Source organism: Luteimonas sp. MC1750 (assembly GCF_016615955.1).
In the GTDB taxonomy this organism is placed as follows: Bacteria; Pseudomonadota; Gammaproteobacteria; order Xanthomonadales; family Xanthomonadaceae; genus Luteimonas.
Genome location: NZ_CP067113.1, coordinates 2,944,381 through 2,958,943 on the forward strand (window position 1 = coordinate 2,944,381; position 14,563 = coordinate 2,958,943).

Annotated in this window: 12 protein-coding genes and 1 tRNA gene; 3 read left to right on the forward strand and 10 right to left on the reverse strand. The window is 72.0% G+C overall.

Annotated elements, in window-relative coordinates; translation table 11 throughout:
• Nucleotides 1–3 precede the first annotated feature (3 nt).
• The 3 genes from JGR68_RS13770 to bioB are packed head-to-tail and all read right to left on the reverse strand — an operon-like array spanning nt 4 to nt 3,283.
• On the reverse strand, nt 4–1,092 hold the full coding sequence (locus tag JGR68_RS13770; RefSeq protein ID WP_234446530.1) for a multidrug resistance efflux transporter family protein: 1,089 nt from the start codon (nt 1,090–1,092) through the stop codon (nt 4–6).
• Nucleotides 1,013–2,212: an 8-amino-7-oxononanoate synthase gene (bioF, locus tag JGR68_RS13775; RefSeq protein ID WP_199362579.1), complete on the reverse strand. Its 1,200-nt coding sequence runs from the start codon at nt 2,210–2,212 to the stop codon at nt 1,013–1,015. The genes JGR68_RS13770 and bioF overlap by 80 nt, the downstream gene beginning before the upstream one ends.
• Before the next feature lie 9 nt (nt 2,213–2,221).
• On the reverse strand, nt 2,222–3,283 hold the full coding sequence (gene bioB / locus JGR68_RS13780; RefSeq protein ID WP_199362580.1) for a biotin synthase BioB: 1,062 nt from the start codon (nt 3,281–3,283) through the stop codon (nt 2,222–2,224).
• A 49-nt stretch (nt 3,284–3,332) separates the two neighbouring features.
• Between bioB and JGR68_RS13785 the strand changes: the two genes are divergently transcribed.
• On the forward strand, nt 3,333–4,232 hold the full coding sequence (locus JGR68_RS13785; RefSeq protein WP_234446531.1) for a ComF family protein: 900 nt from the start codon (nt 3,333–3,335) through the stop codon (nt 4,230–4,232).
• Between the two features lie 3 nt (nt 4,233–4,235).
• On the opposite strand, the gene JGR68_RS13790 is transcribed toward JGR68_RS13785, so the two are convergent.
• Together JGR68_RS13790 and ubiA are read right to left on the reverse strand one after the other, a co-directional pair.
• Entirely contained in the window at nt 4,236–5,957 is a 1,722-nt protein-coding gene (locus JGR68_RS13790) for an MFS transporter (RefSeq protein WP_199362581.1), read from the reverse strand.
• 8 nt (nt 5,958–5,965) lie between these two features.
• Nucleotides 5,966–6,877, reverse strand: coding sequence for a 4-hydroxybenzoate octaprenyltransferase (ubiA, locus tag JGR68_RS13795; protein WP_199362582.1), 912 nt, complete (start codon nt 6,875–6,877; stop codon nt 5,966–5,968).
• A 108-nt stretch (nt 6,878–6,985) separates the two neighbouring features.
• Here ubiA and JGR68_RS13800 point away from each other — a divergent pair.
• Nucleotides 6,986–7,062: transfer RNA gene (locus JGR68_RS13800), tRNA-Arg, on the forward strand.
• Between the two features lie 15 nt (nt 7,063–7,077).
• On the opposite strand, the gene JGR68_RS13805 is transcribed toward JGR68_RS13800, so the two are convergent.
• The 5 genes from JGR68_RS13805 to JGR68_RS13820 form a co-directional block, all read right to left on the reverse strand.
• Nucleotides 7,078–9,279 carry a sugar nucleotide-binding protein gene (locus tag JGR68_RS13805; RefSeq protein WP_199362583.1) on the reverse strand — a complete coding sequence of 734 codons (2,202 nt, stop codon included), beginning with the start codon at nt 9,277–9,279 and terminating at the stop codon, nt 7,078–7,080.
• Between the two features lie 4 nt (nt 9,280–9,283).
• Nucleotides 9,284–10,450, reverse strand: coding sequence for a UDP-galactopyranose mutase (gene glf, locus JGR68_RS13810; RefSeq protein WP_199362584.1), 1,167 nt, complete (start codon nt 10,448–10,450; stop codon nt 9,284–9,286).
• On the reverse strand, nt 10,447–11,652 hold the full coding sequence (locus JGR68_RS13815) for a glycosyltransferase (protein ID WP_199362585.1): 1,206 nt from the start codon (nt 11,650–11,652) through the stop codon (nt 10,447–10,449). The genes glf and JGR68_RS13815 overlap by 4 nt, the downstream gene beginning before the upstream one ends.
• A 229-nt stretch (nt 11,653–11,881) precedes the next feature.
• Nucleotides 11,882–12,013, reverse strand: a complete 132-nt coding sequence (locus JGR68_RS14090; RefSeq protein ID WP_234446532.1) for a putative transporter small subunit — start codon at nt 12,011–12,013, stop codon at nt 11,882–11,884.
• A complete protein-coding gene (locus tag JGR68_RS13820; RefSeq protein WP_199362586.1) occupies nt 12,010–13,719 on the reverse strand; it encodes a sodium:solute symporter family protein in 1,710 nt (569 codons plus the stop codon). Before JGR68_RS13820 ends, JGR68_RS14090 begins: the two co-directional genes overlap by 4 nt.
• A gap of 270 nt (nt 13,720–13,989) precedes the next feature.
• Here JGR68_RS13820 and JGR68_RS13825 point away from each other — a divergent pair, with 270 nt between their 5' ends.
• Entirely contained in the window at nt 13,990–14,505 is a 516-nt protein-coding gene (locus JGR68_RS13825; protein ID WP_199362587.1) for a c-type cytochrome, read from the forward strand.
• Nucleotides 14,506–14,563: the final 58 nt, after the last annotated feature.

The window sequence follows — 14,563 nt, forward strand, 5'->3', positions numbered from 1 at the left end:
CGCTCATGCGCCCTTGTCCGTGCGCAGCGCGCGCTGGCGCGCCGGATGGCCGGCCGCGTGGCGCGACACCAGCCACGCGAAGACGCCGATGCCACCGATGATCAGCGCCGCGCCCGCGAGGCCGACCGCGCCGGGCACCGGCTCGCCGAGGAACAGCACGCCGATCACGATCGCGAACAGCAGCTCGGAACCCTGCATCGCCTCGACGCCGCCAAGCGCCGTCGGGTTGTCGCGCACCATGCCGGTGGCCTGGAAGAACAGGATGCTGGCAATCACGCCGGCGCTCAGCGCGACGCCCGCCGCCAGCCACACCTGCTCCGCCGGGGGCGCGCCGCTGCGCGTCCAGGCCCAGGCCGCGACCAGCCACCACAGCGGCTGGCTGGCCAGGGTCATGCCGAACACGCGCTGGGTGGCGTTGAGGTCCTCGCCACTGCGCTCCAGGTGCAGCAGCAGCAGGCGGTTGCCCAGCGGATAGGCCACCGCGGCGCCGAGCACGCAGGCCAGCGCGATCCAGCCGGCGCGGTCGATGGCACCGCCGCCGTGGCCGGCCTGCAGCAGCAGCACGCCGGCCAGGATCAGCGCCGCGACCATCAGCGCGGCGCGCGGGATCCGCCGGCGCGCGTCGCGATACAGCAGCGGCGCGCACAGGATCCCCGCAACCACGGTGAACTGGAAGCTGCCCGCGACCAGCCACGACGGGCCGCTGGACGCGGCGAACGACAGCAGCAGGTAGAACGCGCCGAAACCGATCGCGCTGCAGCGCAGCCAGGCCAGGGGATGGCGGCGGATGGCGCGCCACACCGGCGCCGCGCCGCCCTGCCACGGCAGCAGCGGAAGCAGCAGCGGCAGGGTGATCAGGTAGCGCAGGCAGGCGGTCCAGGTCCAGTCGCCGCCGGCGTTCGCACCGACGCGGTTGAGCACGTAGGTCATGGTGAAGAACAGCGCCGAGCACAGGCCAAGGCCGACGGCGGCCAGCGCGCGGCTGGTGGCGGGAACGGCAGCGGGCACGGGATCAGGCGGCGCGCGCGGCGTCGACGTCGTCGCGGGCCCGCGCCAGCGCCGCGACCAGCGCATCGACCTGGTCGTCGCCATGGGCCGCGCACAGCGTCACGCGCAGGCGCGCGCGACCCTCGGGCACGGTCGGCGGGCGGATCGCGGCGACGCGGAAACCGGCGACCTCCAGGCGCGCCGCCATGTCGAGGGCGCGCGCGTTGTCGCCACACGGCACCGGCTGGATCGGCGTGGCGGAGTCGGGGAGCGCGAAGCCGCGCGCGTGCATGCCATCGCGGAAGCGCTGCACCAGCGCGGCGAGCTTGTCGCGCCGCCAGTGTTCGCGACGCGCGAGCTTCACCGCCGCCAGCGCCGCCGCGGCCTGCGGCGGCGGCAGCGCGGTGGTGTAGAGGTAGGGGCGCGCGTTGCCGGCCAGGTGTTCGACCAGGTCGACGTCGCCGGCGACCACCGCGCCGTAGCCGCCCAGCGCCTTGCCCAGGGTCACCAGTTGCAGCGGCACCTCGTCCACGCCCAGGCGCGCCTCGGCCACGCTGCCGCGACCGCCGGGGCCGAGCACGCCCACGCCGTGCGCATCGTCGACGTACAGCAGCGCCGACTGCACGCGCGCCACCAGCGCCAGCTGGCGCAGCGGTGCGACGTCGCCGTCCATGCTGAAGACGCCGTCGGTGGCCAGCATCGCGGCGCCGGTGGGCACGGTGCGCAGCTGGCGCAGCGCGCCCTCGGCGTCGCCGTGCGGGTAGCGGCGCAGGCGGCAGCCGGCCAGGCGCGCGCCGTCGATCAGGCTGGCGTGGTTGAGGCGGTCCTGCACGCTGGTGTCGTCCTCGCCCAGCAGCGCCTGCTGCACGGCCAGGTTGGCCGCATAGCCGCTGCCGAAGACCAGCGCGCGCGGCACCTGCAGCCAGTCGGCGACCTCGCGCTCCAGGGCTTCATGCGCGACGTGGTGGCCGCACACCAGGTGCGAGCCGATGCCGCCGACGCCGTCGCGCGCGGCCGCGCCCTGCACCGCATCGACCACCTGGAACTGCTGGGCGAGGCCGAGATAGTCGTTGCCGCAGAAGTTCAGCAGCCAGCGGTCGTCGATCTGCAGGCGCACGCCGTCGCGGCGGGTCACCACGCGGCGGCTGCGCACCAGGTCGTGGGCGAGCACGTCCGCGCGCTGGGCCTGGACGCGGCGGCGGAGATCGGGGCGTGCGGCGGCCATGCGGCGATCCTAGGCGACGCAGCGACCTGGCGGGCCGACGATGTCGGCGTGCACGGTGCCGCCATGGTCATGGCCTTCGGCATCGACGGAGACCTGCATCGCGCGCAGGCCGAGGCGCTCGAACAGCGCCTGGTCGCGGGCGACGTCCGGGTTGCCGGTGGTCAGCAGCTTCTCGCCGTGGAAGATCGAGTTGGCGCCGGCCGAGAAGCACAGCGCCTGCAGCTCGTCGGACATCTGCTCGCGCCCGGCGGAAAGCCGCACCATCGAACGCGGCATGAGGATGCGGGCCACGGCGATCGTGCGCACGAACTCGAAGGGATCCAGTTCGGTGGTCCCGTGCAGCGGCGTGCCTTCGACCTGCACCAGGCGGTTGATCGGCACCGAGTCCGGGTGCGCCGGCATGGTCGCCAGGGTCTGCAGGAAGCCGGCGCGCTGGCGGCGGGTCTCGCCCATGCCGACGATGCCGCCGCAGCAGGTCTTGAGCCCGGCGTCGCGCACGTGGCCGAGCGTGTCGAAGCGGTCCTGCAGCTCGCGGGTGCGGATGATCGCGCCGTAGTGCTCGGGATCGGTGTCGATGTTGTGGTTGTAGTAGTCGAGGCCCGCGTCCTTCAGCGCCTGCGCCTGCGGCGCACTGAGCATGCCGAGCGTGGCGCAGGTTTCGAGGCCGAGCGACTTCACCCCGGCGATCATCGCGGCCACCTTCGGGATGTCGCGGTCCTTGGGCGAGCGCCAGGCGGCGCCCATGCAGAAGCGCGAGGCGCCGGCGGCCTTGGCCTGGCGCGCCTTGTCCATCACCGCTTCGGTCTCCATCAGCTTCTGCGCGTCGACGCCGGTGTCGTAGCGCTGGGCCTGCGGGCAGTAGGCGCAGTCCTCGGGGCAGCCGCCGGTTTTCACCGACAGCAGGGTGCTGACCTGGACCTCGGCGGGATCGAAGGCCTGGCGGTGCACGCTGGCGGCGCGGAACAGCAGCTCGGGGAACGGCAGCTCGAACAGGGCCTCGACCTCGCTGCGGGTCCAGTCATGGCGCGGCGTGGCGGCCTCGCGGGCGGGGAATTCGCTGACGGCGGGCATGGCGGGTTCCTGAGGGCCTGGCGCAGGCAGACCGGGCAGTCTGGAAAGCATGCCCGGACCTGTCAACCTCGCGCGGGCCGCCGCGGTTGACGGCTGGCTGTCCCGGCTGGGCCGCCGACTCTGGGCTCCGCGCTGCCTGGTCTGCGCGGAGCCCGCGCCCGGCCGCCTGGACCTCTGCGCGCACTGCGAGGCCGCCCTGCCGTGGATGCCACCGGCCTGCCTGAGCTGCGCGATGCCGCTGCCGCTATCGCTGTCGCCGCCGCTGCCGCCGCCGCCGTTTGTAGGAGCGGCTACAGCCGCGATTGGCAGGGATACCGCGACGGCGATCGCGGCTGTAGCCGCTCCTACAGAAGGCGCCCGCACGGAAGCCGCTTGCACAACACACGGGGACAAGGCCGCGAGGCCGCCCGCGTACCCATTTAGCCGACTCTGCAGCGCCTGCCAGCACGACCCGCCGCCGCTGGCGGAAGCGCACGCCGCCTTCCTCTACGGCTTTCCACTCGACCGCCTGCTGCCGCGGCTGAAGTTCCACCGCGACCTGGCGGCGGGACGCCTGCTGGCGCAGTCCATGGCCGTCGCCTTCGCGCAGCGCAGCCGACCCGACGCGCTGGTCCCGATCCCCCTGCACCGCCAGCGGCTTCGCGAACGCGGCTACAACCAGGCGCTGGAACTGGCCCGGCCGCTGGGCCGGATGCTCGGCATCCCGGTGCGCGGCGACCTGCTCCGCCGAAGGCGCGCCACCGCCGCGCAGTCGCGGCTGGACGCCGGCGCGCGCGCGGCCAACCTGCACGACGCCTTCGAGGTGCCGGGCACCCGGCCGGTGCCCGCCCACGTGATCCTGGTCGACGACGTGATGACCACCGGCGCCACCCTGTACGCGGCGGCCGATGCCCTGCTCGATGCCGGCGCCGACCGCGTCGACGCCTGGGTCTGCGCGCGCGCGCCGTGAGCGCTACGAGGGGCGGATGGAGTCCGCAGTCGGTTCGGTCAGCACCTGCGGGTCCGCGGCCGGCTCGGTGTGCAGGGCGCTGGTCTGGCGCTCGATCATGCGCCGCACGCGCGGTGCCTCGGGCCCGCGGTGCAGCGCGCGCAGCTGCGCCGGGATCGTGGCGTCGTCGTGGGTGAGGCGGCTGGTGTGGCGGATGTAGTCGAGCCAGGTCGGCGTCGCGTAGCGCTCGATCCAGACCTCCGGATCGGCCAGGTCACGCATCACCCGCCAGTGGCGCGCGCCGTCACGGCGGCGGATCCGGCGCCGCTCGGCCATCGCGCCGAGGAACTCCAGCACGTCCTCTTCGCCGATCCGGTATTCGATCGTGACCACCACCGGCCCGGTGCGTGCCTGCACCGGAACCGCCGTGTCCGGCTCCCGCCAGGGGCGGAGCGGATCGAGGTTGAGCTCGGCGAGCCGGGCCAGCGGGATCCACAGGCCCAGCGCGGCGCTCGCCAGCATGGTCGCGGCGGCCACGAACAGCGCGGTGCGCACGTCGCTGCGGTCGGCGATCGCGCCCCACTGCCAGCTGCCCAGGGCCATGCCGCCGAACGCCGCCATCTGGTACAGCGACAGCGCCCGGGCCACCACCCAGCGCGGCGTGGACAGCTGCACGGTGACGTTGAAGGTCGACAGCGCCAGCACCCAGGACGCACCGCACAGCGACAGGGCCACCATCGTCAGCAGCAGCATCCCGCTCACCGCCGCGATCGCCGCGCCGGCCGCGAACGCGACGCAGGCGCAGCGCACCAGGGACTCGCTCGACAGCGACTCGCGCAGGCGCGTGCTGCCCATCGCGCCGCCGATCGCGCCCAGCCCGAAGGCGCCCAGCAGCAGGCCGTAGGTCATCGGCCCGCCCGCGATCACGTCCCTGGCCACCAGCGGCATCAGCGCCATGATCGCGCTGGCACCGATGCCGAAGACCACCGCGCGCACCAGCACGGTGCGGATGGCCGGCGACATCGCCACGTAGCGCAGGCCGGCGGCCATCGCGCTGCCGAGCGCCTCGCGCGGAAGCTGGCGCGGGCTCCGCTCCGGGCGCCAGCGCGCCAGCACCACGACCAGGGCGACGTAGCTCACCGCATTGACCGCGAACGCCGCGGCCGCGCCCGCCGCCGCGACGATCGCGCCGCCGATCGCCGGGCCCACGCTGCGCGCGATGTTGAAGCCCATGCTGTTGAAGGCGACCGCGCCGGGCAGCTCGGCTCGCGGCACCATGTCGCCCACCGACGCCTGCCACGCCGGCGCGTTGAACGCCGAACCGCAGCCGATCAGGAAGGTGAAGAGCAGCAGCAGCCACGGCGTGATCAGCCCCGCCCAGGCGCACACCGCCAGCACGACCGAGACCAGCAGCATGAAGACCTGGGCCGCCAGCATCATCCGGCGGCGGTCGAAGCTGTCGGCCATCGCGCCGGCCACCAGCGAGAACAGCACCACCGGCAGCGCGACCGAGGCCTGGACCAGCGCGACCATGTCGGCCGACTGCGCGATCGAGAGCATCAGCCAGGACGCGCCGACCGACTGGATCATGCCGCCGAAGTTGGACGATGCGCTGGCCAGCCAGACGCGGCGGAACACGGGATAGCGCATCGCCGACAGCGCCGACGGACGCGGCGTCGGGCCGGGCGGCTGGTCGGGCCTCGGGCCAGGCGTCACGCCGGGCGGCTGGTCGGGAGCCTGCGCCATCGGCGCGGTCAGGCCGGCCCGCGCAGCGCGAGATCGGCCGCGATGCCGGCGAACACCACCATGCCCACCCAGTGGTTGTCGAGGAAGGCGCGGAAGCAGGGCTCGCGCTCGCGATGGCGGCAGATCCAGAACTGGCGCAGCACCAGCACGAAGGCCACCGCAAGGCCGGCCCAGTACCAGGTTCCCAGGTCCGCCTGCCGCCCGACCAGGCCCAGGCCCAGGAACACCAGCGCGTACAGCACGCCCTGGATCACCAGGTCCATGTCGCCGAACAGGATCGCGGTCGACTTCGAGCCGATGCGCAGGTCGTCATCGCGGTCGACCATGGCGTACCAGGTGTCGTACGCCGTCGACCACAGGATGTTGGTGGCGTACAGCACCCAGGCCACCGGCGGCACTTCGCCCTGCACGGCGGCGAAGGCCATCGGGATGCCCCAGCCGAAGGCCATGCCGAGGTAGACCTGCGGCAGGTGGGTATAGCGCTTGAGGTAGGGATAGGTCGCGGCCAGGAACACGCCGACGAGGCTCATCAGGATGGTCAGCCGGTTGAGCGTCAGCACCAGCGCGAAGGCCGCCAGCATCAGCACCGCGAACAGCGCCAGGGCCTCGCGGCCGCGGACCGCACCGGTCGCCAGCGGGCGCTCGCGGGTGCGCTTGACGTGCGGATCCAGCCAGCGGTCGGCGTAATCGTTGATCACGCAGCCGGCCGCGCGCGTGAGCCACACGCCGGCGCTGAAGACGAACAGGATCCACGGCGGCGGCAGGCCCCCGGCCGCGATCCACAGGCCCCACCACGTGGGCCAGAGCAGCAGCAGCCAGCCGATCGGCCGGTCCGCGCGCATGAGTTTCCAGTACAGGCCAAGGCGTTCGCGCCAGCCGGCCACGGCAGGCGTGCGCGACTCGTAACGTTCGTAGGACATGGCGCCCATGGTACCGCCGGCCTTCGTCGCGGGCGGCGGGCAGGCGCCGGGGCCGACGCTACATGCCGCTCGCAACATCCGCCGGGATAGTGGAAAATGGCGGTCTGCGCGCCTGTAGCTCAGCCGGATAGAGTAGTGGCTTCCGAAGCCATTGGTCGGGGGTTCGAATCCCTCCAGGCGCGCCATCGTCTTTCGCGGCATCAGGCCGCCATGCTGCGCACGCAGCGCAGGATGGCATCGTCCAGGCCCGGCATCGCGAACACCCTGGACGTTCCCAGCGCGCTGTAGCGCGGACGCCGCGCCACCCAGCCCAGTCCGTCGGCCCTGCAGGGCCGGAGGCTGCGTGCATCGGTCCCGGCCGCGGCCGCCGCGCGGCGCGCGAAGTCGGCCCAGGTGACGGGTTGGCCATTGGTCAGGTGCCAGACGCCCGATTCGCCGTCGACCAGCAGGTCCAGGCAGGCGTGCACCAGGTCGGGCACGTAGGTCGGCGAGACGGTCACGTCCTCGGCCGCGGCGAAGGGCGCGCCCTGGCCCAGGGCGCGCAGCGCGCAGGAGACGAAGTTGTGCGGGTCCCACGGTCCGAAGAACGCGCTGGTCCGGACCACCAGGGCCGCCGGATGGTGGGCCAGGACGCGTGATTCGGCGCGCGCCTTGCTCTCGCCATAGACGCTGAGCGGGGCCACGGCCGCGTCCTCCAGGTAGGGCGCGTCGCCGGCGCCGTCGAACACCAGGTCGCTGGAGAAGGTCGCGAAGGCGACGCCGGCACGGGCGCAGCCGGCGGCCAGCGTGGCAGGCCCGTCGCTGTTCTCGCGGAAGCAGCGTGCGTGGTCGCGCTCGGCCTCGTCGACGCGCACGTAACCCGCGGCATTCACCACCGCCCATGGCTGCCAGCGCGCCAGCGCATCGTGCACCGCCGCCGGGTCGGCGATATCGAGCGCGGCGCGGTCCAGCAGGCGGTGCGCCAGCCCGCGCGCGATGCAGATGCGGGCGAACGCGCGGCCCAGCGTGCCGCTCGCGCCGGTGATCAGCAGCGGCCGCGCGGGCGCGCCCGGGCCAGCCGCGGCATTCCGCGCCTCGGCCATGTCCACCCGCGGATGCAGCAGCCGCTCCGGCCGCGCCCACCAGCCCGGCCCTGACAGCACCGGGTGTCCCGGGGCGTCGCCGGCCGCCAGGTCGCGCGCCAGCCGCGCGATTGCGGTCGGGCGGCGGCGGCCGTTGCGCACGTCGAAGGCGCCGGGCTCGTAATAGTCGCTGTGCTGGGTCAGCAGGCCGTCCCAGTCGCGGCTGCCGAGCAGCGCCCACACGGTGACCGCGCGCACGTCGATACCCTCGCGGCGCGCGGCGCAGGCCGCCTGCCAGCTGTCCCACAGCCAGCGCAGCTGGTCCTCGCGCGGCGCGTGCAGGTGCACTTCGGTCACCGCGATCGGGCGGCCATAGCGCGCCCAGGCCTCGCCGAGCAGCGCGCCGATGCCACCGGCGTGTCCCTCGAGCACGCGCACCGCCTCGACGTCGGCATAGCGTTCGCGGCCGTTGCCCCCGTGGGTGTCGGGCGGATAGCGCTCGAGCCGCTCGTCGAGGAAGCGGTTGCTGGTGACGTAGTGGTTGATGCCGACGATGTCCGGCGGGCAGGGATGCGCGGCGAACCAGAGGATCTCGTCGGGCCGCGCGGCGCAGACGTCCAGCAGCCAGCTCCAGAGCGCGTGGCCCGGGTCGACGGTTCCGCACAGCAGGTCCCAGCCCAGCCAGCGCAGCTGGTTGTTGAACGCCGCCTGGTGGGCCAGGCGAGGCGTCGACCAGGTGCGGCCCAGGTCGTCGGTCTGCACCAGGCGCGCGTCGGGCTGGACCGCCCGGATCGCCTGCATCGCCAGCACCGTGCCGCGGCACTGCGCGTGCAGCGCACGCCAGAAGATGGCGGGATCGCGGCCGTGCGGATACCAGTGGCCGTAGAGCCCGCTGAAGCGTGCCGTCGTCAGCGGCTCGTTGACCGGCGTGTAGTGGGTGACCCATGGGTAGCGCGTCGCCACGGCCCCCGCGTATGCGGCCAGCTTGGCCGGGAAGCAGGGCGACACCAGGCTGGTGTGCGCCGGACCGCTGCCGTGGTGGACGAGGCCGACGATGGGTTCGATGTCCAGCGCGCGCAGGCGCTGCAGCCGACGCGTCGCCCACGCCCAGTCACCGTCCTGGGCCTCGTCGGGCGCGACCTGTTCCCACAGCACCGGCTGGCGCAGCGCGCGCACGCCCAGCGCGGCGAAGGCGTCGAGATCCGACTCGCGCTGCAGGTGACCGCTGCGTTCGAGCTGGCTGAACCAGCGATCGCGCACCCGATTGATCGTGCATTCCACGCCGCCCCACAGCTCGGGGGCCGCGTCACCGGAGGGCTGGCGTGCGGCCGCGCCGCGCATGGCCCTAGGCGCCCGGCGTCGCCGGCTCCGCCACCATCGCCGCGCTGCGCTGCGGAACCGCGTCCACCGCGGGCAGGTCGAGTTTCTCGAGCACGTACTCGGCCGCCTTCAGCGCCGCGCCCACGCACTGGTCCATGTTGTAGTACCGGTACTGCGCCAGCCGGCCGACGAAGGTCACGCCGCGCTCCTGCAAGGCCAGGGCCTCGTAGCGCTTGTACAGCGCTTCGTTCTGCGGCCTGGGCACCGGGTAGTAGGGCTCGCCTTCGTCCTGCGGGTATTCGCGCACGATCGAAGTGCCGCCGTGCGCCTGGCCGGTGAGATGGCGGAACTCGGTGATGCGCGTGTACGCGTGTTCGTTCGGATAGTTCACCGTACCCACCGCCTGGAACTGCGGCGTGTCCGGCAGGTGCTCGTGCTCGAAGCGCAGCGATCGGTAGGGCAGCGCGCCGAAGTAGTGCCCGAACCAGGCATCGACCGGCCCGGTGTAGACCGTGTGCCGCGCGTCCAGCCGGTCGCGATGCCGGAAGAAGTCGACGCCGGTCTCGACGCGGATGCCCGGATGGTCGAGCAGCCGCTCGAACATGCGCGTATAGCCTTCGTCGGGCATGCACTGGTAGCGGTCGGTGAAGTAGCGGTCGTCGCGGTCGGTGCGCACCGGCACGCGCGCGGCCACCGACGCCGCCAGCTCGGACGGATCCAGCCCCCACTGCTTGCGCGTATAGCCCTGGAAGAACTTGCGGTAGAGGTCGTGGCCGACGGCATTGACCACCACGTCCTCGCTGGTGGTGATCGGGTCGCGTGGCTCGCGGACCCGGTCGTAGAAGGCCTGGATGCTGCCCTCGTCCAGGTCCAGTCCGTACAGCCGGTTGACGGTGTCGATGTTGATCGGCACCGGGACCAGCATCCCGTCCACGCTGGCCAGCACGCGGTGCTCGTACGGCCGCCAGCCGGTGAAGCGCGAGAGGTAATCGAAGATGCGCGCCGCGTTGGTGTGGAAGATGTGCGGCCCGTAGGGATGCACCAGCACGCCGTGCGCGTCGGGGCGGTCGTGCGCGTTGCCGCCGATATGGTCGCGCCGGTCGATCACCAGCACCTGCAGGCCGGCCTCGGCCAGCTGCCGCGCGACCACGGCACCGGAGAAGCCGGCGCCGACCACCAGGACCGGCTTCATTGCGCGGTCGCCGCTTCGGCACGCACCGCGCGCACCGCGTCCAGCAGCTCGGTCCGCATCGTCGCGACGGTGGAGTCCCACGACGCCTGCATGGCACGCGCGATGCCTTCGCGCAGCAGCACCGGATCCGGCTCGCGCGCGGCCAGCGCCACCGCGTCGAGGAATCCTTCGTGGTCCTGCGCCACGGAGACGACCGGCGTGAAGTGGTGGACCACGTCCGGAACCGCCGTCGAAACGATGGGCTTCCCTGCGGCCATGTATTCCAGCGTCTTGGTCGGGTTGATGCAGCGCGTCGCCTCGTTGAGTGCGAACGGCATCAGGCAGACGTCGAAGCCCTTCACCAGCGCCGGCAGCGCGTCATACGCCTGCTGGCCGAGCCAATGGATGTTGGGCAGGTCGGGAAGCTCCTCGGCCGAGACCTTGGCCAGCGGGCCGGCCATCACGACCGAGGCCTCCGGGAAGTCGCGCGCGAGGGCTTCGATAAGGCCGTAGTCCAGTCGCTCGTCGATCACGCCGAAATAGCCGAATACCGGGCCCGGCAGGCTGGCCACCCGCTCCGGCACCTGCGTCGACGCCAGGCGCGCGCGGCCGAAGTGGCTCGCATCGACGCCGCAGCCGTGGAAGTGCACGTTGGAATGGTGCCGCGACTTGGATTCGAAGAGCTGGTGGCCGCCGGTGTAGACGATGTCGGCGCGCGCCATCAGGTACTGCTCGCGCTCGGTGATGTCCGGCGGCGCGAAGCGGAAGTTCGCCAGTTCGTCCATGCAGTCGTACACCGTGCCCCGGGTGCCGAAGCGGCCCAGCAGCACCGGCGCGCTCATGGGCGAATAGAACCACTGCACGGCATCGTCATAGCGGCCGGCCATCAGCGGATGGGTGGCCAGCGCGTGCTCGATCAGCGGCAGCAGCAGGCGCCACTCGCCGTCGCTGTCCCCGGCCGCGCCGTGCGGCAGCTGCGGCACCAGGCGGACGAGGTTGGGAAAGGGCTCGGTGATGTCGAGCGACGGCTCCGCCGCCCCGTGCATCGGTTCCTCGATGAAGAGGACCGGATGATCCGGCGCCAGGCGCGAGAACAGCTGCTGCGGGCGTTGCCAGACGAAGTCCCAGCGCAGATGGCAGTGCACGATGAGGGGGAAGCCACGCGTCCCGGGGACCCGGATCGGCTGCGGCGCCGCGGCGAGCGAGCGCGGTGAATCGTGCAAGGAAATGTCCGCGGCCAGCGCCTGCCCGGACGCGGAGCGGTCCTGTGGCTGACGGAGTGACGCATGGGGTGGCCTGTCCATTGTGGGGAACCATCGGGTGGGGGTGGCCGAGTCTCCTCCCCCCTCCCATCCCAGCAGGGTGAAGGCTGGCGCGTGGACGCCAGCGCAATCTGCATGAACGCGTCATTTGCCTGCACGGGCCGAGGCATGGCGCGCTTCCGGCGCTGTCTCACACCAGGTCTTCGCCCCTGCGGCGCGCGCGGCGCACGTCACGCCAGACGCCGCGCCCCATGACGAACATCATCACCAGCACGATCACCGGCCAGGTCAGCACGTAGGCCACCATCAACAGGTCCCTCATCGGGTCGCCTCCTTTGCCAGTGCCGGGATGCCATCGTTTCGCCCCGCCGCGGACGCGGGCGCCGGCGCTGGCGGAGCCGGCTCGAAGTTGCGCACGCGCTTGGCCAGCAGCGCGAAGTCGAAATCCTCGCGGCTGCGGAAGCTGAGCAGCGAGCAGACCACGGTGCTCACGCCATAGGCGTTGAGTGAACTCAGCAGCACCGGGTAGTCGCGCAGGAAGCCGAAGGTGAACGGCGCGAGCACCACCATCGCCAGCGCGCCCACGGTCAGCCCGGCGCGCTTGCCGAAGAAGCCGAAGGTCATCAGCCCCAGCACCACGCCAATGCCGACGGTCGCGAACAGCTCCAGCACCAGCGCGTACACGCCCACGATCGGCAGCAGCTGGAAACGCGCCACGGTGAACGCCACCAGCGACACCAGGACCGCGGTGGTGAAGGCGCGGTTGTTGACCTTCTTCCAGTAGAAGCTGGCGATCACCGGGAACACGATCGAGCCCCACAGTGCGCCCACGAACACCAGCAGCGCCAGGATGTCGATCCGGAAGCTGGCGAAGATCAGCCCGGCGGTGGTGGCGACGATCATGGTGATGCGTCCAACCCACAGCATCGTGGCCGGGTTCACCTTGCCGCGCGCGAGGTTCTTGCCGTAGATGTCGGTCATCATGATCGACGACAGCGCGGCAAGGTCGGAGTCGGCGGTGGACGACAGCGAGCCGATCACCATGATGAAGAACACGCCGATCATCACCGGGCCCAGGTAGTTCGAGGCCATCTGCGGGATCAGGTTGTTGTGGTCGCCGCCGGCCGGCTCGATGCCGACCATCAGCGCCACCACGCCCAGCATGCCGAGGCCGATCACGGTCGCGCCGTAGCTGATGGTGGCCGAGATGAAGGTCGGCTTGATCAGGTCCTCGCGCACCGCGAACAGGCGCTGGGCGATGGTCTGGTTGCCGATCGCATAGGCCAGCACGGCGACGAAGTACGGCGCGCCCTGTTCGAGGAAGGCGGTCTTCGAGAACATCGACGCCTGTTCGGCGCTCAGCCGGTCCCAGCCCTGCGAGACGGCCTCGATGCCGCCGGCATTGAAGAACACCAGCGGAATGATCAGCGCGGCCGCGCCGAGCATCGCCGCCACCTGCACCACGTCGGTCAGGACCGATGCGCGGAAGCCCGACCACAACGTGTACGACAGCGTGCCGATGCCGGCGATCATCACGCCGTGCACGAAGTCCAGCGGCGACAGCATCGCCACCAGCGCGCCCGCGGCGGTGAAGTTGGCCATCAGGCTGATCACGCTGCCGGCGATGTTGGAGCCGGCGAGGATCAGCTGGCTGGAGCGCCCGTGGCGGGCGTGCATGATCTCGGCCAGCGTATGCGCCTCGGGCGCGACCTCGCGGAAGCGGCGGCCGAAGGGATAGATGAAAAGGATCATCAGCGCACCCCACAGGCCGTAGTGGATCGGGCCGGAGATGCCGTACTTGTAGCCGGAGGTGGCGGCGGCGTAGAAGGAGGCCGCCCAGATCCAGGTGGCGGTCATGCTGGCGGCGGAGATGCCGTAGCCCACCGCGCCGTTGGAGGTCATGTAGCCGTCGACGCTCTCGTCCTTGAGCGCGATGCGCCGGGACATCAGGAACGTGCCGCCGTAGAAGGCGAGCAGCAGGAGCAGGACGGTCGGGGTCTGGAGCTGGTAGAACGATGATTCGGCCACGGGCGGTCGGGCGCTCCCTTGGTGAAGCCACACGGGCTTGTCGGGACGCAGCACGCAGTCGCCCGGCGCAGGGGTGCGTCCGGAGCGGGTCTGCAGCGCGGGAAAACCGGGCCAGCTGCGCCTTGGGGCACCTCCGGAAACCGTCAATGGACGGCAGGCATCGGAGGCGCGGCGAAGGCGTCATCCTAGCAGATGGCGCCCCGCCCGCGGACCTGTGCTCTATAATCCTGCGCAGCTGTGGCCGCCCGGCCACGCCCATCAAGGTGTTCCGTGCGCAACTACGACCTCGACTTCCTCAAGCGCTTCTCGCTGGTGATCGGCTTCCTGTCCCTGGTCACCTTCGGCCTGATCGTGGGTTCCTATTTCGTGCACAAGTCGCTTCCCACCGAAGTCGACCCGGGCGTCGCGCAGCGCACCGCCAGCCGCATCGCGCCGATCGGCGCCGTGTATGCCGGCGACACCGGCGCCGCCGCGCAGGCCGCGGCCGCCGCTGCAGCCGCCGCGTCCGCCGCCGCGCAGGTCGCCTATGGCGGGACGCTCGATGGCTCGGTGATCTACAACAACCTGTGCGCGGGCTGCCACACCTCGGGCGCCGGTGGCGCGCCGAAGATGGTGCGCGCCGAGTGGGCCGCGCGCATCGCGCAGGGTGCCGAGACGCTGAACCGCCACGCCATCGAAGGCTTCACCGGCGCCGCCGGCATGATGCCGGCCAAGGGCGGCAACCCGGCGCTGACCGATGAGCAGGTCGTGGCCACCGTCGACTGGATGGTCGACAACCTGCAGTAAGCCGGCCAACCGCCGCGACCGACGCCGCCTTCCGGGCGGCGTCTTCGTTTCCGCCCTC